This window comes from Enterobacter sp. PL_is514 (genome assembly GCF_055816715.1).
Genome location: NZ_JBVPGN010000026.1, coordinates 1 through 16,941 on the forward strand (window position 1 = coordinate 1; position 16,941 = coordinate 16,941).

The window sequence follows — 16,941 nt, forward strand, 5'->3', positions numbered from 1 at the left end:
ACTCAGAGACTTGGTATTCATTTATTGTCCGAAGACATTAAGAATCCATGTCACTTTGAGTGCCCACACAGATTGTCTGATAAATTGTTAAAGAGCAGTGCCGCTTCGTTTTCGCTGCGGCGCGGGGTGTGCATATTACGCCTTCCCGCTTCAGAGTCAAGCGTTTATTTTCGCTATTCTCTGCTGACCCGGCGGCGTGTGTGCCGTTGTTCCGTGTCAGTGGAGGCGCATTATAGGGAGTAATTCCGAACCTGCAAGGATAAAGTGAAATTTATTTACTGACTGCTCACTTTCCAGGCAAAACCGACTCCAGACCTCAATTTTCGCCTGGTTTTTAAACAAAAACGAGCCGCAAGCGGCTCGTTTTTGCGTTTTGTGACTTACTGCACTGCCACAATGCGATCGTCGTTGGCTTCCAGACGAATAACTTTGCCTGGAATCAACTCTCCGGAGAGGATCTGCTGCGCCAGTGGGTTTTCGATCTGCTGCTGGATAGCACGTTTCAATGGACGCGCACCGTAAACCGGATCGTAACCATTCTCGCTCAGCAGCTTCAGCGCCTCGTCGGAGATGTGAATTTCATACCCACGCTCTTCCAGACGTTTGTACAGACGCTGCAGCTGGATCTGCGCAATCGACGCAATGTGTTTCTCACCCAGAGGATGGAATACCACCACTTCATCAATACGGTTGATGAACTCAGGACGGAAGTTATGGCTCACCACACCGAGCACCAAATCCTTCATATGGCTGTAGTCCAGTTCACCGAAACGCTCCTGAATCAAATCAGAACCCAGGTTCGAGGTCATGATGACAACCGTATTACGGAAGTCGACCGTTCTCCCCTGCCCGTCGGTCAGACGCCCATCATCCAGCACCTGCAACAGGATGTTGAACACATCCGGGTGTGCTTTTTCCACTTCATCCAGCAGGATGACGGAATAAGGACGACGGCGAACCGCTTCCGTCAGGTAACCGCCTTCTTCATAACCGACATATCCCGGAGGCGCACCGACCAGACGTGAGACGGAGTGTTTCTCCATAAACTCGGACATGTCGATACGCACCATCGCGTCGTCGCTGTCGAACATAAAGTTAGCCAGCGCTTTACACAGCTCGGTTTTACCGACACCGGTCGGCCCCAGGAACAGGAACGAACCGATAGGACGATTAGGATCGGAAAGCCCCGCACGGCTACGGCGAATAGCGTTCGATACCGCCTCAACCGCTTCGTTTTGACCAATCACACGATTGTGGAGATCGTTCTCCATGCGCAGCAGTTTTTCACGCTCGCCTTCCAGCATGCGCGCCACCGGAATACCGGTCCAGCGAGCAAGCACTTCCGCGATTTCTGCATCCGTCACCTTATTACGTAACAGACGCATCGTTTTCCCTTCTGACTGCGTCGCTATCTCAAGCTGTTTTTCCAGCTCAGGAATTTTGCCGTACTGCAGTTCAGACATCCGCGCCAAATCGCCGACACGGCGAGCCTGCTCAATGGCAATTTTTGCCTGTTCGAGTTCAGCTTTGATGGTCTGCGTGCCAGAAAGGGATGCTTTCTCGGCTTTCCACTCTTCTTCCAGCTCAGAATACTGGCGCTCTTTATCGTCCAGTTCTTCATTGAGCATATCGAGGCGTTTCTTACTGGCTTCATCAGACTCTTTCTTCAGCGCCTGCTGTTCCAGCTTGAGCTGAATGATGCGTCGGTCAAGCCGGTCCAGCTCTTCCGGCTTCGAGTCAATTTGCATACGAATGCTCGACGCCGCTTCATCAATCAGGTCGATCGCTTTATCCGGCAGCTGACGGTCAGCAATATAACGATGCGAAAGCGTCGCCGCCGCAACGATGGCCGGGTCAGTGATCTGCACGTGGTGGTGCAGTTCATAGCGCTCTTTCAGACCACGCAGGATCGCGATGGTATCTTCAACGCTTGGTTCAGCAACAAACACTTTCTGGAAACGACGCTCAAGAGCAGCATCTTTCTCAATGTACTGACGATACTCATCCAGCGTAGTGGCACCGACGCAGTGAAGCTCACCGCGCGCCAGCGCAGGTTTCAGCATATTCCCGGCATCCATCGCGCCGTCTGCTTTACCCGCGCCGACCATGGTGTGCAGTTCATCGATAAACAGAATGACGTTGCCTTCCTGCTTCGCCAGGTCGTTAAGCACGCCTTTCAGGCGCTCTTCGAACTCGCCGCGGTATTTCGCACCGGCCACCAGCGCGCCCATGTCCAACGCCAGCACGCGGCGGCCCTTCAGGCCTTCCGGCACTTCACCGTTGACGATACGCTGCGCCAGCCCTTCAACAATGGCGGTTTTACCGACACCCGGTTCACCAATCAGCACCGGGTTGTTCTTGGTACGACGCTGCAGTACCTGAATGGTACGGCGGATTTCTTCATCACGGCCGATAACCGGGTCAAGTTTGCCCTGTTCAGCACGCTCGGTCAGATCGACCGTAAATTTCTTCAAAGCCTGACGTTGGTCTTCGGCTCCCTGATCGTTCACGCTTTCACCTCCGCGCATTTTCTCAATCGCCTGAGTCACATTGGCGGTGGTCGCACCGGCAGATTTCAGCAGGTCGGTCAAGGTACCGCGTGATTCAAGCGCCGCCAGAACAAATAGCTCTGACGAAATAAAGTTGTCCCCACGTTTTTGCGCCAGCTTGTCGCAAAGGTTCAGCACGCGCACCAGATCCTGCGACGGCTGAACGTCGCCGCCGGTCCCTTCGACCTGCGGCAAACGGCTCAGCGCCTGATCGATAGCGGTGCGTAACTGGCCAGCATTAATGCCAGCGGACGTTAATAAAGGACGTACCGATCCCCCTTCCTGATTCAGCAAGGCGCTCATTAAATGAAGAGGTTCGATAAATTGGTTGTCGTGCCCCAGTGCGAGGGACTGGGCATCGGCGAGAGCAAGCTGGAATTTATTAGTAAGACGATCCAGACGCATAACTCCTCCCATAACAGGTCAAATTTGCTACTGGAGATTAAATGAGGTCATCCCTCAATTATTCAAGGTTAATGACCTGAATTATGTGAAAAGAAAACGGCACGTACCGGATCGTCTTGATTCTTTAGGTTATATCAGCCAAATAAAACTTGCCATACGACCAGTGGTCTTGTCGCGGCGATAAGAGAAAAAATCACCCTTTTCGGTGAATGTGCAGCGATCGCCGCCGGAGATCTGCGTTACGCCCACGTTATTCAAACGCTGACGCGCAAGCTGGTAAATATCGGCCAGATATTTATCTCCAGAAGGCAGGAAGGCGTCCACCGCTTGCGGATCTTTATCCATAAAGGCGTCGCGGACCTCTGGGCCCACTTCAAAAGCGCGAGGACCAATGGCCGGGCCAAGCCAGGCCATAATATTGGCGGGCTCATCCTTAAAACAGGCGACGGTTTCTTCCAGCACGCCTTCACACAGTCCACGCCAGCCCGCGTGTGCTGCAGCCACCTCGGTACCTGCACGGTTGCAGAACAGCACTGGCAGACAATCGGCGGTCATTACGGCACAAACGGTTCCCGGAGTATTGCTGTAAGAGGCATCAGCGCGTTTAGAAGCATAGGGTTCTCCCGTCAACTTCAGCACCGCCTTGCCGTGAACCTGTTCCAGCCAGACTGGCTTCGACGGCAAGTTCCCCGCAGCAAACAGACGCCTGCGGTTCTCTTCCACGTGTTCCAGGTTGTCACCACAGTGCGCACCGAGGTTCAATGACTCCCACGCGCCCTGGCTAACACCGCCAGTGCGGGTTGAACTGCAGGCAGCCACGCCAGCAGGCAATGGCCACTCCGGGACAATCAGTTTGGTCATAACCAGTCCACTTGATCCTTATGTTCTTCGAAATCAGCACGCATGGCGTCAATAAGATCCACCATATCCTGAGGGATAGGCGCATGCCACTCCATCTGAATGCCGGTGATAGGATGGTAAAGACGCAGCATCGTCGCGTGCAGCGCCTGACGATCGAATTTACGCAATACGCTGATGAACTCATCCGATGCGCCTTTAGGCGGACGCGGACGGCCACCGTAGACCTGATCGCCCACCAGCGGATGGGTAATGTGGGCCATATGCACACGGATCTGGTGAGTACGCCCGGTTTCCAGACGCAGACGCAGGCGCGTATGAATACGGAAGTGTTCCATAATGCGATAGTGCGTCACCGCCGGTTTACCCATCGGATGCACCGACATATGGGTACGCTTGGTTGGGTGACGGCTGATAGGCTCCTCCACCGTTCCGCCAGAGGTCATATGCCCAATGGCTACCGCTTCATACTCACGGGTGATTTCGCGCAGCTGCAGCGACTCCACCAGACGTGTCTGAGCAGGAACGGTCTTCGCCACCACCATCAAACCCGTGGTGTCTTTATCCAGACGGTGCACGATGCCCGCGCGCGGGACATCCGCGATCGGTGGATAGTAATGGAGAAGTGCGTTAAGTACCGTACCGTCAGGGTTCCCCGCGCCCGGATGAACAACCAGGTCGCGCGGCTTGTTGATCACCAGAATGTCATCATCTTCATAGACGATGTCCAGTGGGATATCCTGCGGCTCGAAGCGGATTTCCTCTTCGATTTCAGCATTGATGGCGACAGCTTCCCCACCTAACACTTTCTCTTTTGGTTTGTCCCAGATCTTGCCGTTTACCAGCACGCGCTGGTCAAGGATCCATTCTTTTATGCGTGAACGCGAATAATCAGGGAACAATTCGGCCAAAGCCTGATCTAAGCGTTGACCGAGCTGATTTTCGGAGACTGTTGCGGTGAGTTCTACTCGTTGTGCCATAAACTGCTTCTTCGTTTAACGTTGGGTTTTACGGCTTTGCCGTTTAATATAGTGTGCTATTGTAGCTGGTCTTAATCGGGAGCAGGAACAGAGTTTCTCCCGGACAAACATTTGAGGAAAGTCAAAACGTCATGACGCGCATGAAATATCTGGTGGCAGCGGCCACGTTGAGCCTGGCTTTGGTGGGCTGCTCCGGTTCAAATGAACAGGTCCCTGACAATCCGCCGAATGAAATCTATGCGACTGCACAACAAAAGTTGCAGGACGGTAACTGGAAACAGGCGATAACGCAACTGGAAGCGTTGGATAATCGCTATCCATTTGGTCCGTATTCGCAGCAGGTACAGTTAGATCTCATCTACGCATACTATAAAAATGCCGATCTGCCGTTGGCTCAGGCAACCATCGATCGTTTCATGCGTCTGAACCCGACTCATCCTAACATCGACTACGTGATGTACATGCGCGGTCTTACCAACATGGCGCTGGACGACAGTGCGCTGCAGGGCTTCTTCGGCGTGGATCGTTCCGACCGTGACCCGCAGCATGCGCGTGATGCCTTCAATGACTTCTCCAAACTGGTGCGCGGCTATCCGAACAGTCAGTACGTGACCGACGCCACCAAGCGTCTGGTGTTCCTGAAAGATCGTCTGGCGAAATATGAATACTCCGTGGCGGAATACTATACCCGCCGTGGCGCATGGGTTGCCGTGGTTAACCGCGTAGAAGGTATGCTGCGAGATTATCCGGATACTCAGGCAACGCGCGACGGCCTGAAGCTGATGGAAAATGCTTACCGTCAGATGCAGATGACCGCTCAGGCTGAAAAAGTGGCGAAAATCATCGCCGCGAACAGCAGCAACACCTGATTTTGCCTCAATGCAAAACGGCAGCCCGAAGGCTGCCGTTTTTTTATTCGTTTCTGAGCGTCGCTGAAGCGCGTTAGCCTCAACACATCCTGTCAACTATGGCCCCAATTTATGCCTTCTACAAGGTAAATCTCACCTCTTCCTGCCCTGCCTCACAAAAAAGATTCCCTGACAAAAACCGACAAAATAACGTGATCTAAATCACACATTTTGACATTAGGTCGGGTATGCTGGAATCACCAAGACGGAAAGACAAGAGGTAAAATTTATGACAATGAACATTACCAGTAAACAAATGGAAATTACTCCGGCAATTCGCCAGCACGTCGCAGACCGTCTCGCCAAACTGGATAAATGGCAAACACATTTGATTAATCCACATATCATCCTGTCCAAGGAGCCGCAGGGTTTCATCGCTGACGCAACTATCAATACTCCAAACGGCCATCTGGTCGCCAGCGCAAAACACGAGGATATGTACACCGCTATTAACGATTTGATCAACAAGCTGGAACGGCAGCTCAATAAAGTGCAACACAAAGGTGAAGCTCGTCGCGCCGCAACATCGGTGAAAGACGCCAGCTTCGCGGAAGAAGTTGAAGAAGAGTAATCCTTTAAATTGAGTGTACCGCCAACGCGCCTTCGGGCGCGTTTTTTGTTTTTTATTGACAGGGTGAAAACAGTACGGGTACTTTAACGGTATCACTCACAGGATGACTTTATGAAACTTACGCCGTTCTTCTTCGCATTCTTTTTTACCTTCCCCTGAACGGGAGGCGTTTCGTCGTGTGATAAAGAATGCGAAGACGAACAACAAGGCCTCCCACACCGGGGGGCCTTTTTTATTGATAACGATAAAATGAGACAGGCAACACTATGACACCGGAAAACCCGTTACTGGATCTGCGCGTAAAAATCAGTGCGCTGGATGAGAAACTGCTGGCGCTGCTGGCCGAACGCCGTACTCTTGCCGTTGAAGTGGGCAAAGCCAAACTGGACTCCCATCGCCCGGTTCGTGATATCGACCGCGAGCGGGATCTGCTGGAGCGTCTGATCCAGCTCGGTAAAGCGCATCACCTCGATGCCCACTACATTACCCGGTTGTTCCAGCTCATCATCGAAGATTCCGTTCTCACCCAGCAAGCGCTACTCCAGCAGCATCTCAATAAAACCAATCCACACTCTGCGCGTATCGCCTTCCTCGGGCCCAAGGGCTCCTATTCTCACCTGGCCGCACGTCAGTATGCCGCACGCCATTTCGAAGAGTTTATTGAGAGCGGCTGTGCGAAGTTTGCCGACATTTTTAACCAGGTCGAAACCGGCCAGGCGGATTACGCCGTGGTGCCGATTGAAAACACCAGCTCCGGCGCCATCAACGACGTCTACGACTTGCTGCAGCACACCAGCCTGTCGCTGGTCGGCGAGCTGACGATTCCTATCGATCACTGCGTGCTGGTCTCCGGCTCAACGGACCTGAACACGATCAAAACGGTCTACAGCCACCCGCAGCCGTTCCAGCAGTGCAGCCAGTTCCTGAACCGCTATCCGAACTGGAAAATTGAGTACACCGAGAGCACCTCGGCGGCGATGGAAAAAGTGGCGCAGGCGAACTCCCCCACCGTCGCGGCGCTCGGCAGCGAAGCGGGCGGCGCGCTGTATGGTTTACAGGTGCTGGAACGCAACCTGGCAAACCAGACACAAAACATTACCCGCTTCGTGGTGCTGGCCCGCAAGGCAATCAATGTGTCTGACCAGGTACCGGCTAAAACCACGCTGCTGATGGCCACCGGCCAGCAGGCCGGTGCGCTGGTTGAAGCCCTGCTGGTACTGCGTAATCACAACCTGATCATGACGAAGCTGGAATCACGTCCGATCCACGGTAACCCGTGGGAAGAGATGTTCTACCTCGATATCCAGGCCAACCTGGAATCTGCGTCCATGCAGAAAGCCCTGCGCGAGCTGGGCGAGATCACACGTTCCATGAAGGTGCTGGGCTGCTACCCGAGCGAAAACGTCGTCCCGGTCGATCCGAGCTAACGTTCGATAAAGCGGCTTTTCTTCATCCCTGCCACGTTAACCGGCAGGGTGAAGATGGCGCCGGAGAGCGGATACTTCGCCACCTCTTCTGCATCCATATTTTCCCGCGTGGTGGTAATAAACAGCGTTTTCATGTCATCGCCGCCAAAGCAGACCATCGTCGGGCAACGTACCGGCATGCGGTATTCTTCCAGTTGCTCCCCTTGCGGTGAAAAACGCGCAATACGCCAGCCGTCAAATAGCGCGCTCCAGTAGCAGCCTTCCACGTCCATCGCCGCGCCGTCCGGAATCCCTTCGCCCTCTTTAAACTGACGAAACACCTCACGCCTGCCGGGTTCGCCCTGCTCATCAAGCGGGGTACGGTAAATCACACCGTTTGGCGTGTCTGAGGTAAACATCCACTGCTTGTCCGGGCTAAACGCTAAGCCGTTATGCCCGTGGATATCGCACTGGATCACCTTCGGCGTCAGGTCGTTGTCGATGCGCATCAGCAGGGCGCCGTTGTAATCTCCCGGCCCCCAGAACGTGCCCGCATAGAACCGGCCCTGATGGTCGGTACCCCCATCGTTAAAACGCGCCAGCTGCGGGTTAGAGGGGTTGTCGCACACCTTGCGCTGCAGAAGGCCATGCTTATCGGCAAGCCAGATGCCATTGCGCATGGCGACGATAAACCCGCCGCGCTCGCGCAGCGCGAAACAGCCCACCTCCTCGTGGAAAGAAAGCACGGTGTGTTCCGCCGTCGGCAGATGGTAGCGGTGGATCTCCCCTTCAAGAATATCGGCCCAGTAGAGCGCGCGCTCTTCTACGCTCCACGTCGGGCATTCAGGCAAATGCCCGGTGTAATTCAACAGCAGCTGCGGTTCGGCCATGACAGTTCCCCAAAATGAAAAAAGCCAGCAATGCTGGCTTTCAGTATATACATCATCGCATTACTGGCGACTGTCATTTGCCTGGCGCAACAGCGTCCGGCTCTCACTCTGGAAGCGCTGCGCGTAATCGCCAAACCAGTGCTCGACCTTGCGGAAGCTGTCGATAAACGCCTGCTTGTCTCCGTGCTCCAGCAGCGTAATGGCTTCCCCAAAGCGCTGATAGTAGCGCTTGATCAGCGCCAGGTTGTTCTCGGAGGACATAATAATGTCCGCGTACAGCTGCGGATCCTGCGCGAACAGGCGGCCGACCATCGCCAGCTCCAGACGATAGATCGGTGAAGAGAGTGCCAGCAGCTGTTCAAGCTGCACGTTCTCTTCCGCCAGATGCAGGCCGTAGGCAAACGTCGCAAAGTGGCGCAGCGCCTGAATGAACGCCATGTTCTGATCGTGCTCGACCGCGCTGATGCGGTGCAGTCGCGCACCCCATACCTGAATCTGCTCCAGGAACCACTGATAGGCTTCCGGCTGACGACCATCGCAGTAAACCACCACCTGCTTAGCCAGGCTGCCGCTGTCCGGGCCAAACATTGGGTGCAGGCCCAGTACCGGGCCGGTATGTGCAGCCAGCATGGCCTGCAGCGGACCATTTTTGACAGAGGCCAGATCCACCAGGATGCAATCTTTCGGCAAAGGAGGCAGCTTTTCGATGATCTGCTCCGTCACGTGGATCGGCACGCTGACGATAACCATCCCGGCATCTTTCATGAGTTCCGGTGCCTGCGCCCAGTCCTCTTTTTCCAGAATGCGCACCTGATAGCCAGACAGCGTCAGCATTTTTTCAAACAGACGCCCCATCTGCCCTGCACCGCCGACAATCACCACCGGACGCAGGGACGGGCAGAGAGTTTTAAAGCCCTTGTCGTTTTCGCTGGAATAGGACTCCCGCATCACGCGACGCAGAACATCTTCTATCAGGTCCGGAGAAACGCCCAGCGCCTGCGCCTCTTTACGACGGGAGGCCAGCATGGAGGCCTCGCGCTCCGGGACGTAAATCGGCAGGCCGTATTTGCTTTTCACCTCACCCACTTCGGCAACCAGCGCCATACGGCGCGCCAGCAGATCCAGCAGCGCCTTATCCACTTCATCAATTTGATCGCGCAGTGCGGTCAATTCAGCAACCATAACTAAACCTCTTAAGCCAGACGCGTCGCCAGCTGGCCGTTCAAATCTTTGTGGATCTCACGCAGCAGCGCATCGGTAGTCTCCCAGCTGATGCAGGCATCCGTCACGGAGACGCCGTGCTTCATGGCACTGCGCGGTTGTTCAGATGACTGATTGCCTTCATGAATATTGCTCTCAATCATCAGACCGATAATCGAACGATTGCCATCTTTGATCTGTGCGACCACGGATTCCGCAACCGCTGGCTGGCGACGGTAATCTTTATTCGAATTACCATGACTGCAATCTACCATCAGTGCCGGGCGCAGTCCCGCCTGCTCCATCTCTTTTTCACACTGCGCCACGTCCGCCGGGCTGTAGTTAGGGGCTTTCCCGCCGCGCAGGATCACATGACCGTCCGGGTTGCCCTGCGTTTGCAGGAGGCATACCTGGCCCGCCTGGTTGATACCGACAAAACGGTGTGGCATAGCGGCAGCACGCATGGCGTTGATCGCCGTCGCCAGGCTGCCATCGGTACCGTTTTTAAAACCAACCGGCATCGACAGGCCCGACGCCATCTCGCGGTGGGTTTGCGATTCCGTGGTACGCGCGCCAATCGCGGACCAGCTGAACAGATCGCCAAGGTATTGCGGGCTGTTCGGATCCAGCGCTTCGGTTGCCAGCGGCAGCCCCATGCTGACCAGCTCCACCAGCAGGCGACGCGCAATCTTCAGGCCTGCTTCCACATCAAACGAGCCATCCATGTGCGGATCGTTAATCAACCCTTTCCAGCCGACGGTAGTACGTGGCTTCTCAAAATAGACGCGCATCACCAGATAGAGGCTATCGCTGACCTCCTCCGCTAATGTTTTAAATCGACGAGCGTACTCAATGGCGGTTTCAGGATCGTGAATGGAGCAAGGACCGCATACCACCAGCAGGCGCGGATCGCGGCCGGCGATAATGTCAGAAATGGTCTGACGCGAGTGCTCAATCTGAGCCTCCTGCGCGACGCTCAGCGGAAATTCTGCTTTCAGTTGATCCGGAGTAATTAAAACCTGTTCGTCAGTGATATGTACGTTGTTCAGCGCGTCTTTTTGCATGATGGCGATCCTGTAAAGCTCGTTTGCGATAGTTGTTTTCCTCAAAGAGGTGAAACCACGATACCATAAAAAGTAAACATTTCAATCCAAAATACGTACACATTAGTTTACACAAGCCAATTTATTGCAAAAATCAGCCGATAAAAACGTAAACTTTAAATTACATACAGATTTTCTTTAGCCAGGCTATGCTGAAGAAAAAAGGAGAATGGCTATGCGTTCAATTGCTCTCGCGCTGTTGTCGCTGTTTTTAACGGGCTGTCAGATCAATCCTTACACCTTCCAGCCCGACTGGACCAGCCCATCCTGGTTTGATGCCGGTAAAGAAGACGCCATGAATGGCCTGCCGGTTAAAGATAACCAGGCCCTGGCCGATAGTTTTAACGACACGCACGTCGATCGTAGTGAATATCTTCGCGGCTATGCCGATGGTCAGAAGAAAGTCTGCGAAGAAGGATTTATTCATGCCTGGGGATTAGCAGGAAAATCTTTCCCTGCCAGCTGCGATACTGCCGAAAACGCGGCAACACTGCGTGCATCATGGCAGAAAGGGATGGATGAAAGTATGCGCTCCAGCAGACTCAATTAAGTCTGTTTTTATCCACCGGAAAATACACAACAGTAGGATTTAGCTTAGGTTGGCCTCATGCTATTTCTGACATAATGACGGATCTGATAAACAATGGTATTCTGCCCGCAACTCTTAAGGACGTCTATTTCCGGAGCGATGTGGCGGATTCTGGTGAGAAATTCATTCTTGATCTCTTTATTCCGACTCACTCTGGTGTTAATGCTGTTCCTTATGGTGGGCCCAACGACGGCAGGCGCACTTACGGAAACGGATAAATCGGTACGCTCAATTGTCTCAGGCATTGTGAGCTATACGCGATGGCCGTCACTTACCGGGCAACCTAAACTCTGCGTCTACGCCACTTCTCGCTATACGCATGCCCTCAGCGGCGACGAAGGGCACAACGAGTTACCTTATACCCCCGTTATTGTACATAACGATCGGGAAGCCCTGGCCGCGACGTGCGATGCGATTTATTTCGGATCTGAATCACCGGCAAAACAACTTGAATTAATAAGTCAATATCAGGGCAGAGCGTTGCTATTAATCTCAGAGCAAAATCCGGAATGTGTAATTGGCAGTGCCTTTTGCCTGATGATCGATCGCGGCCAGGTACGGTTTTCCGTCAACCTGGATGCATTGACGCGCAGTGGCGTAAGAGTCAATCCGGATGTATTAATGCTGGCACGGAATAAGCAGCATGGATAAAGATTTCACTTCAACATCACGTCCGACGTTTAAAAGAACATTGAGGCGAAACAGCATGATAAGCGTCATTATCACCATGACGTTAATATGGCTGTTGCTCTGTTTTGCCTCCGTCGTAACCTTAAAACAATACGCGCAAAAGAATCTCGAATTAACCGGCGCCACAATGAGCCACAGCCTGGAAGCCTCGCTGGTTTTCAACGACTCGCTCGCGGCCAGCGAAACGCTTGCCGCCCTGGGCAAACAGGGGCAGTTTGCCGTGGCCGAGGTGATTAACGCGCATAAAAAGCGGTTCGCCTACTGGTCCTGGAACCCGGAAGATAACAACGACACGCTGGGTGCACTGGTCAGCCGCTGGCTTTTCCCCGTACCGGTTGCGCAGCCCATCATGCATAACGGCTTAACGATCGGCGAAATCCGCCTTACCGCGCGTGACAGTCTGATCAGCCATTTCATCTGGATGTCGTTTGCCGTTCTGACCGGCTGCATTCTCTTTGCCGCCGTCGTCGCGTTCATCATTACCCAGTCTTTGCATCGTGGGATGGTTACGGCCCTGCAGAACATTACCGACGTCGTGCATGACGTACGCACGAACCGCAACTTCTCCCGCCGGGTGAAAGATGGCCGTATCGAAGAATTTCACCAGTTTGGCGAGGACTTCAACAGTCTTCTGGATGAAATGGAAGAGTGGCAGCTCAAGCTGCAGGCGAAAAACGCCCAGTTGTTGCGTACCGCCATGCACGACCCGCTTACCGGTCTTGCCAACCGTGCGGCATTTCGTAACAGCATTGCAGCCTTAATGAACGACCCTTCAGCTAAAACAAACTCGGCCCTGCTCTTCCTCGACGGTGATAATTTTAAGTTTATTAACGACACCTGGGGACACGCGGCAGGAGACTGCGTGCTGATTGAAGTCGCCAGCAGGATGATGGAGTTTGGCGACAAACGTCACCAGGCATACCGGCTTGGCGGTGACGAATTCGCCATGGTGCTGTACGGCGTGCACTCTGAGCTTGAAGTTCAACACATTTGTGCTGCGCTTTCGCAGCAGTTTATCCGTCCGTTTGATCTTCATAACGGACAAAAAGCATCGATGTCACTCAGCATTGGCTTTGCTCTGGCGTGGGAAAATGCTTCCGTGGAAGCATTACTGGAGAGGGCTGACCGCAACATGTACCAGGTTAAAAACCAGCGTACGAAAACAATAAGTTAGAAAGGAAATTCTATGTTAAAACGTTACTTCGCGCCGATAGTACTGGCCTCACTGATTCTGGCAGGCTGTCAGTCGCCGCCGGAAGGCAAATTCACTCCTGAGCAAATTGCGGCGATGAAGTCTTACGGTTTTAACGAACTGAACGGTGACTGGTCACTTGGCATGTCGGACACAATCCTGTTTGATAAAAATGACGCCCGACTGCGCCCGGAAAGTGAAACGCAGATCCAGTCCATGGCCTCTCGCCTGGCGGAAACCGGGCTGAACCACGCGCGAATGGATGGTCACACGGATAACTACGGGGAAGAAAGCTACAACGAAGCGCTGTCGTTAAAACGCGCCAATGCGGTGGCCGATGCCTGGGCTAAGGGTGCAAATATCCCGCGCAGCAATCTCACCACGCGGGGATTAGGTCAAAAATACCCGGTTGCGAGCAACAGTACCCCACAAGGGCGCGCTGAAAACCGCCGCGTCGCAGTGGTTATCAGCACGCCATAGGGTTATTTAGCGGATGATTCGGCGAGCGTCACCCTGGTTGCCGCTCGCCAGCGCAGCCAGTCCACCAGAACAAACAGCGCCAGACTCGCGCCCATGACCGGCAGGGCCAGCCCCAACAGTACGCTGGTTACCACCGTAACGCCTCTTCCCCATCCTGACAGCGCCAGCCAGCTCTGACAAAGCGTTTGTACCGGACTCACTGCCGATTGCGCAGGACGACGGATCCACCACATCCGGTATCCCCAGATAATGAGCACGCACAGGGCAAGAGCAAACACCACGAGCAGCAGCTGATTCACCAGCCCAAATAAGATCCCCATATGGAAATCCACGCCCCAGCGGGTCAGTTTTGCCATTAGCGGGAAATCCTCGAATCGGGTTCTGTCCAGAACCTGCATCGTAGAAGGATCAACCGCAACGGCATCGACCTGGGTCGGCCAGCTGCGATCGATTTCCGTCACGGTCCAGGCACGATCCATCGTTTTCGCCGGGCGGATCTCCAGCCTGTTGGCATCAATCCCCGCTTTACGCGCCGCGCTTAGCACTTTGTCAAACTGCGTAAAATCCATCGCCATTTCCGGCATCATCATCCCACCGTGATGACCGCGATGTTCGGCATGTTCATCCATAACCTCATGTTGGCCGGATAGCGTCGTGTTCACCTGCGGGGTGAGCCAGTTCATCTCTGCCCGCAGCTTATCCACGTTCCCGCCAGCCCACTGGGACCAGGTCAGGCCGGTTGCGGAGAACAGCAGCATTCCACCCAGCAGAACCCAGCCCAGCGTCACGTGCACCCGACGCCGGTTCTGGAAGCGATTGTTGATCCGCCGTTTGGGTCGGGTATAAAACCACAGGGCAACACCGCCCAGCGCGGCAACCCACATCCACGAGGCCGCAAGCTCGCTGTAAAGGCGCCCAATGTCGCCCAGCAGCAGAGAGGTATGCAGGTAATCAATGGTCTGACGCAGGGGTAAAATCCCGCTGGTGCCGTATACCGTCAGATCTCCCAGCACCGCCAGGCTCACCGGATCGATAAAGATAGCCCGGTTCTCCGATGGCCCAAGTTTCGGGTCAGCGAACATCACGCGGGTGGTTTCGCCCTCAACCAGCCCCGGACGCACGGCGTGCAAACGTAAATCTGATCCAACGGTTTTTTCCGCCGCGGCGATTTGTTCTGCCAGAGGCTGCGGCTCGCCCACGGAATCCGCGTGGAGCGCGTGCCGGTAGAGTGCGTTTTCCAGCTGCGGGGTCGCCACATATAGCGTCCCGGTCAGCGCGGCGAAGAAGATAAACGGGCCGACAAACAGCCCGACGTAGAAATGGAGGCGACGCAGCAGGTTTCCCCATGCCGCGCGCGGAGTGCAGGTAGTCATACTTTTCCTTTTTAAGGCAAAAAGTTATCGATTTTGTTTTTAAAGGGAAAAAGCAGACTGTCGCGGCGGCGCGCGGGTATCAGGGTAAAGCCAGGGGAAGAAGTGCCAGTGGTTGACCGCCTGACGCGGCGGCTTAACGCGAAGCCTCTGCAGCACCACGCTGAGCAGGATGATGAGCGCCAGCATCACGCCAGGGACATGCGCTAACAGCACGCAGTAGCCGCACGCTTCAGCATGGTCGACAGGCATCGTGTGCGGCATATCGCCGTGATGCTCGTCCATCGACATCATGCTCATGTCATGATGCATGCCCGGCATGGCGCTCATGGGATCTTTCTGCAACGAGACGGAGATAAGCGGTGCTACCACGATCAGCAGGATCGCGAACAGCGCGGTCAATGCCGCTGCGCGTTTCCGGTCAGGCTGATGCAGTACGTTATCCACTTCCCCTCCATTCAAGAGGCAAGCATTGTAAATGATTTATGACAAAAGGGTTAACGCGAGAGGTGCGATGGGATAAAAAAAGGGCCAGCCTTTCGGCCAGCCCTTTCTAACAGGATGTCGCTTAAGCGAATCTTAGTTCAGACGCTCTTTAATACGAGCAGACTTACCAGTACGCTCACGCAGGTAGTACAGTTTAGCTTTACGTACAGCACCACGACGTTTAACAGCAATGCTGTCAACTACCGGAGAGTGAGTCTGGAAGACACGCTCAACGCCTTCGCCGTTGGAAATTTTACGAACAGTGAATGCAGAGTGCAGACCGCGGTTACGAATAGCGATAACCACGCCCTCGAATGCCTGCAGACGTTTTTTGGAACCTTCAACAACCCATACTTTCACTTCCACGGTGTCACCTGGACGGAAGGAAGGTACGTCCTGCTTCATCTGCTCTTGTTCAAGTTGCTTAATAATGTTGCTCATAATTTAATCTCTTATCCTGGGTAAACTGATATTCGGGAGCGTATTACGCATTCCCATCATGTTCATGCTGCTGGTGCGCGTGTTCAGTTTTGAACTCGGCCAGCAACTTTGCTTGCTCTTCAGTCAGAGCCAGGTTTTCCAGAAGTTCAGGTCTTCTAAGCCAGGTTCGGCCCAGCGACTGCTTCAAACGCCAGCGACGTATCTCGGCATGGTTTCCAGACAGTAACACCGCCGGTACTTCCATCCCTTCTAACACTTCAGGACGAGTATAGTGTGGACAGTCCAGCAACCCGTCAGCAAAGGAATCTTCCGTTGCCGAAGCTTCATGGCCCAGAACCCCCGGAATGAACCGGGCGACGGAGTCAATCAGCGTCATTGCCGGTAACTCACCACCGCTGAGAACGTAATCGCCGATAGACCATTCTTCGTCAATCTCGGTTTGGATTACGCGCTCATCTATCCCTTCGTAGCGCCCACAGACCAGAATCAGCTTTTGATTCGTCGCCAGTTCGCTCACGCCCGCTTGATCAAGCTTGCGTCCCTGAGGTGACAGATAAATCACCTTTGCGCCTTCACCTGCCGCGGCTTTTGCTGTGTGAATGGCGTCCCGTAAGGGTTGCACCATCATTAGCATCCCCGGTCCGCCGCCGTAAGGACGATCGTCCACGGTACGGTGCCGGTCATGAGTAAAGTCACGAGGACTCCAGCTCTGGATGCTCAGCAGGCCATTCTTTACTGCCCGGCCAGTTACCCCGTAATCGGTAATCGCGCGGAACATTTCAGGAAACAGGCTAATTATGCCAATCCACATAGCGCCGTCTTT

18 protein-coding genes and 1 other annotated feature are annotated in these 16,941 nt (G+C 54.2%); of the genes, 8 read left to right on the forward strand and 10 right to left on the reverse strand.

The window, feature by feature from the left end; all coding sequences use genetic code 11:
* Positions 1-380: 380 nt before the first annotated feature.
* The 3 genes from clpB to rluD form a co-directional block, all read right to left on the reverse strand.
* Positions 381-2,954, reverse strand: coding sequence for an ATP-dependent chaperone ClpB (clpB, locus tag AC0TNG_RS02765; protein ID WP_032646889.1), 2,574 nt, complete (start codon positions 2,952-2,954; stop codon positions 381-383).
* 129 nt (positions 2,955-3,083) lie between these two features.
* Positions 3,084-3,815 carry a purine nucleoside phosphorylase YfiH gene (gene yfiH, locus AC0TNG_RS02770; RefSeq protein WP_090418264.1) on the reverse strand — a complete coding sequence of 244 codons (732 nt, stop codon included), beginning with the start codon at positions 3,813-3,815 and terminating at the stop codon, positions 3,084-3,086.
* Positions 3,812-4,792 (reverse strand): 23S rRNA pseudouridine(1911/1915/1917) synthase RluD, encoded by a 981-nt coding sequence (rluD, locus tag AC0TNG_RS02775; protein WP_023308866.1) that lies wholly within the window; start codon positions 4,790-4,792, stop codon positions 3,812-3,814. The genes yfiH and rluD overlap by 4 nt, the downstream gene beginning before the upstream one ends.
* Before the next feature lie 131 nt (positions 4,793-4,923).
* Between rluD and bamD the strand changes: the two genes are divergently transcribed.
* The 4 genes from bamD (at position 4,924) to pheA (ending at position 7,698) form a co-directional block, all read left to right on the forward strand.
* Positions 4,924-5,661: an outer membrane protein assembly factor BamD gene (gene bamD, locus AC0TNG_RS02780; RefSeq protein ID WP_023308867.1), complete on the forward strand. Its 738-nt coding sequence runs from the start codon at positions 4,924-4,926 to the stop codon at positions 5,659-5,661.
* A gap of 268 nt (positions 5,662-5,929) precedes the next feature.
* Entirely contained in the window at positions 5,930-6,271 is a 342-nt protein-coding gene (gene raiA, locus AC0TNG_RS02785; RefSeq protein ID WP_003863162.1) for a ribosome-associated translation inhibitor RaiA, read from the forward strand.
* A 110-nt stretch (positions 6,272-6,381) separates the two neighbouring features.
* Positions 6,382-6,507 (forward strand) — a sequence feature (Phe leader region).
* Complete coding sequence (gene pheL, locus AC0TNG_RS02790; protein ID WP_100249759.1) at positions 6,383-6,430, forward strand: pheA operon leader peptide PheL; 48 nt, start codon at positions 6,383-6,385, stop codon at positions 6,428-6,430. It overlaps the preceding feature by 48 nt.
* A gap of 30 nt (positions 6,508-6,537) precedes the next feature.
* Positions 6,538-7,698, forward strand: coding sequence for a bifunctional chorismate mutase/prephenate dehydratase (gene pheA, locus AC0TNG_RS02795; RefSeq protein WP_267217538.1), 1,161 nt, complete (start codon positions 6,538-6,540; stop codon positions 7,696-7,698).
* Here the strand turns inward: pheA and AC0TNG_RS02800 are convergent.
* Genes AC0TNG_RS02800 through aroF form a run of 3 tightly spaced genes read right to left on the reverse strand, consistent with a single transcriptional unit; the run spans position 7,695 to position 10,831 of the window.
* A complete protein-coding gene (locus AC0TNG_RS02800) occupies positions 7,695-8,567 on the reverse strand; it encodes an SMP-30/gluconolactonase/LRE family protein (protein WP_061714605.1) in 873 nt (290 codons plus the stop codon). The two genes, pheA and AC0TNG_RS02800, sit on opposite strands and share 4 nt — an antisense overlap.
* A gap of 60 nt (positions 8,568-8,627) precedes the next feature.
* Positions 8,628-9,749 carry a bifunctional chorismate mutase/prephenate dehydrogenase gene (tyrA, locus tag AC0TNG_RS02805; RefSeq protein WP_024908344.1) on the reverse strand — a complete coding sequence of 374 codons (1,122 nt, stop codon included), beginning with the start codon at positions 9,747-9,749 and terminating at the stop codon, positions 8,628-8,630.
* Between the two features lie 11 nt (positions 9,750-9,760).
* Positions 9,761-10,831, reverse strand: coding sequence for a 3-deoxy-7-phosphoheptulonate synthase AroF (gene aroF, locus AC0TNG_RS02810; protein WP_024908343.1), 1,071 nt, complete (start codon positions 10,829-10,831; stop codon positions 9,761-9,763).
* 214 nt (positions 10,832-11,045) lie between these two features.
* Here aroF and AC0TNG_RS02815 point away from each other — a divergent pair, with 214 nt between their 5' ends.
* The 4 genes from AC0TNG_RS02815 to AC0TNG_RS02830 all read left to right on the forward strand — a co-directional run bounded on the left by AC0TNG_RS02815 (position 11,046) and on the right by AC0TNG_RS02830 (position 13,821).
* Positions 11,046-11,420, forward strand: a complete 375-nt coding sequence (locus tag AC0TNG_RS02815) for a DUF2799 domain-containing protein (protein WP_024908342.1) — start codon at positions 11,046-11,048, stop codon at positions 11,418-11,420.
* A 138-nt stretch (positions 11,421-11,558) separates the two neighbouring features.
* Positions 11,559-12,110: a regulatory sequestration protein YfiR gene (gene yfiR / locus AC0TNG_RS02820; protein ID WP_473713261.1), complete on the forward strand. Its 552-nt coding sequence runs from the start codon at positions 11,559-11,561 to the stop codon at positions 12,108-12,110.
* Positions 12,103-13,323 carry a diguanylate cyclase DgcN/YfiN gene (gene dgcN, locus AC0TNG_RS02825; RefSeq protein WP_024908340.1) on the forward strand — a complete coding sequence of 407 codons (1,221 nt, stop codon included), beginning with the start codon at positions 12,103-12,105 and terminating at the stop codon, positions 13,321-13,323. Before yfiR ends, dgcN begins: the two co-directional genes overlap by 8 nt.
* Positions 13,324-13,335: 12 nt before the next feature.
* Entirely contained in the window at positions 13,336-13,821 is a 486-nt protein-coding gene (locus tag AC0TNG_RS02830) for an OmpA family protein (protein ID WP_473713262.1), read from the forward strand.
* A 2-nt stretch (positions 13,822-13,823) separates the two neighbouring features.
* Here AC0TNG_RS02830 and AC0TNG_RS02835 read toward each other — a convergent pair whose 3' ends face one another.
* The 4 genes from AC0TNG_RS02835 to trmD all read right to left on the reverse strand — a co-directional run bounded on the left by AC0TNG_RS02835 (position 13,824) and on the right by trmD (position 16,929).
* The gene (locus tag AC0TNG_RS02835; protein WP_473713263.1) at positions 13,824-15,194 is read right to left on the reverse strand and encodes a PepSY-associated TM helix domain-containing protein; all 1,371 of its coding nucleotides are present in this window, start codon (positions 15,192-15,194) and stop codon (positions 13,824-13,826) included.
* 39 nt (positions 15,195-15,233) lie between these two features.
* A complete protein-coding gene (locus AC0TNG_RS02840) occupies positions 15,234-15,638 on the reverse strand; it encodes a DUF2946 domain-containing protein (protein WP_024908337.1) in 405 nt (134 codons plus the stop codon).
* Positions 15,639-15,770: 132 nt separating this feature from the next.
* Positions 15,771-16,118 (reverse strand): 50S ribosomal protein L19, encoded by a 348-nt coding sequence (gene rplS, locus AC0TNG_RS02845; protein ID WP_002914145.1) that lies wholly within the window; start codon positions 16,116-16,118, stop codon positions 15,771-15,773.
* Positions 16,119-16,161: 43 nt separating this feature from the next.
* Positions 16,162-16,929, reverse strand: a complete 768-nt coding sequence (trmD, locus tag AC0TNG_RS02850; protein ID WP_014832949.1) for a tRNA (guanosine(37)-N1)-methyltransferase TrmD — start codon at positions 16,927-16,929, stop codon at positions 16,162-16,164.
* Positions 16,930-16,941 lie beyond the last annotated feature (12 nt).

Excerpts from the sequence above, each read along its gene's own strand:
- clpB (WP_032646889.1), bottom strand. The coding sequence starts at position 2,954 with ATGCGTCTGGATCGTCTTACTAATAAATTCCAGCTTGCTCTCGCCGAT.
- yfiH (WP_090418264.1), bottom strand. The coding sequence starts at position 3,815 with ATGACCAAACTGATTGTCCCGGAGTGGCCATTGCCTGCTGGCGTGGCT.
- rluD (WP_023308866.1), bottom strand. The coding sequence starts at position 4,792 with ATGGCACAACGAGTAGAACTCACCGCAACAGTCTCCGAAAATCAGCTC.
- bamD (WP_023308867.1), top strand. The coding sequence starts at position 4,924 with ATGACGCGCATGAAATATCTGGTGGCAGCGGCCACGTTGAGCCTGGCT.
- raiA (WP_003863162.1), top strand. The coding sequence starts at position 5,930 with ATGACAATGAACATTACCAGTAAACAAATGGAAATTACTCCGGCAATT.
- pheA (WP_267217538.1), top strand. The coding sequence starts at position 6,538 with ATGACACCGGAAAACCCGTTACTGGATCTGCGCGTAAAAATCAGTGCG.
- AC0TNG_RS02800 (WP_061714605.1), bottom strand. The coding sequence starts at position 8,567 with ATGGCCGAACCGCAGCTGCTGTTGAATTACACCGGGCATTTGCCTGAA.
- tyrA (WP_024908344.1), bottom strand. The coding sequence starts at position 9,749 with ATGGTTGCTGAATTGACCGCACTGCGCGATCAAATTGATGAAGTGGAT.
- aroF (WP_024908343.1), bottom strand. The coding sequence starts at position 10,831 with ATGCAAAAAGACGCGCTGAACAACGTACATATCACTGACGAACAGGTT.
- AC0TNG_RS02815 (WP_024908342.1), top strand. The coding sequence starts at position 11,046 with ATGCGTTCAATTGCTCTCGCGCTGTTGTCGCTGTTTTTAACGGGCTGT.
- yfiR (WP_473713261.1), top strand. The coding sequence starts at position 11,559 with ATGTGGCGGATTCTGGTGAGAAATTCATTCTTGATCTCTTTATTCCGA.
- dgcN (WP_024908340.1), top strand. The coding sequence starts at position 12,103 with ATGGATAAAGATTTCACTTCAACATCACGTCCGACGTTTAAAAGAACA.
- AC0TNG_RS02830 (WP_473713262.1), top strand. The coding sequence starts at position 13,336 with ATGTTAAAACGTTACTTCGCGCCGATAGTACTGGCCTCACTGATTCTG.
- AC0TNG_RS02835 (WP_473713263.1), bottom strand. The coding sequence starts at position 15,194 with ATGACTACCTGCACTCCGCGCGCGGCATGGGGAAACCTGCTGCGTCGC.
- rplS (WP_002914145.1), bottom strand. The coding sequence starts at position 16,118 with ATGAGCAACATTATTAAGCAACTTGAACAAGAGCAGATGAAGCAGGAC.
- trmD (WP_014832949.1), bottom strand. The coding sequence starts at position 16,929 with ATGTGGATTGGCATAATTAGCCTGTTTCCTGAAATGTTCCGCGCGATT.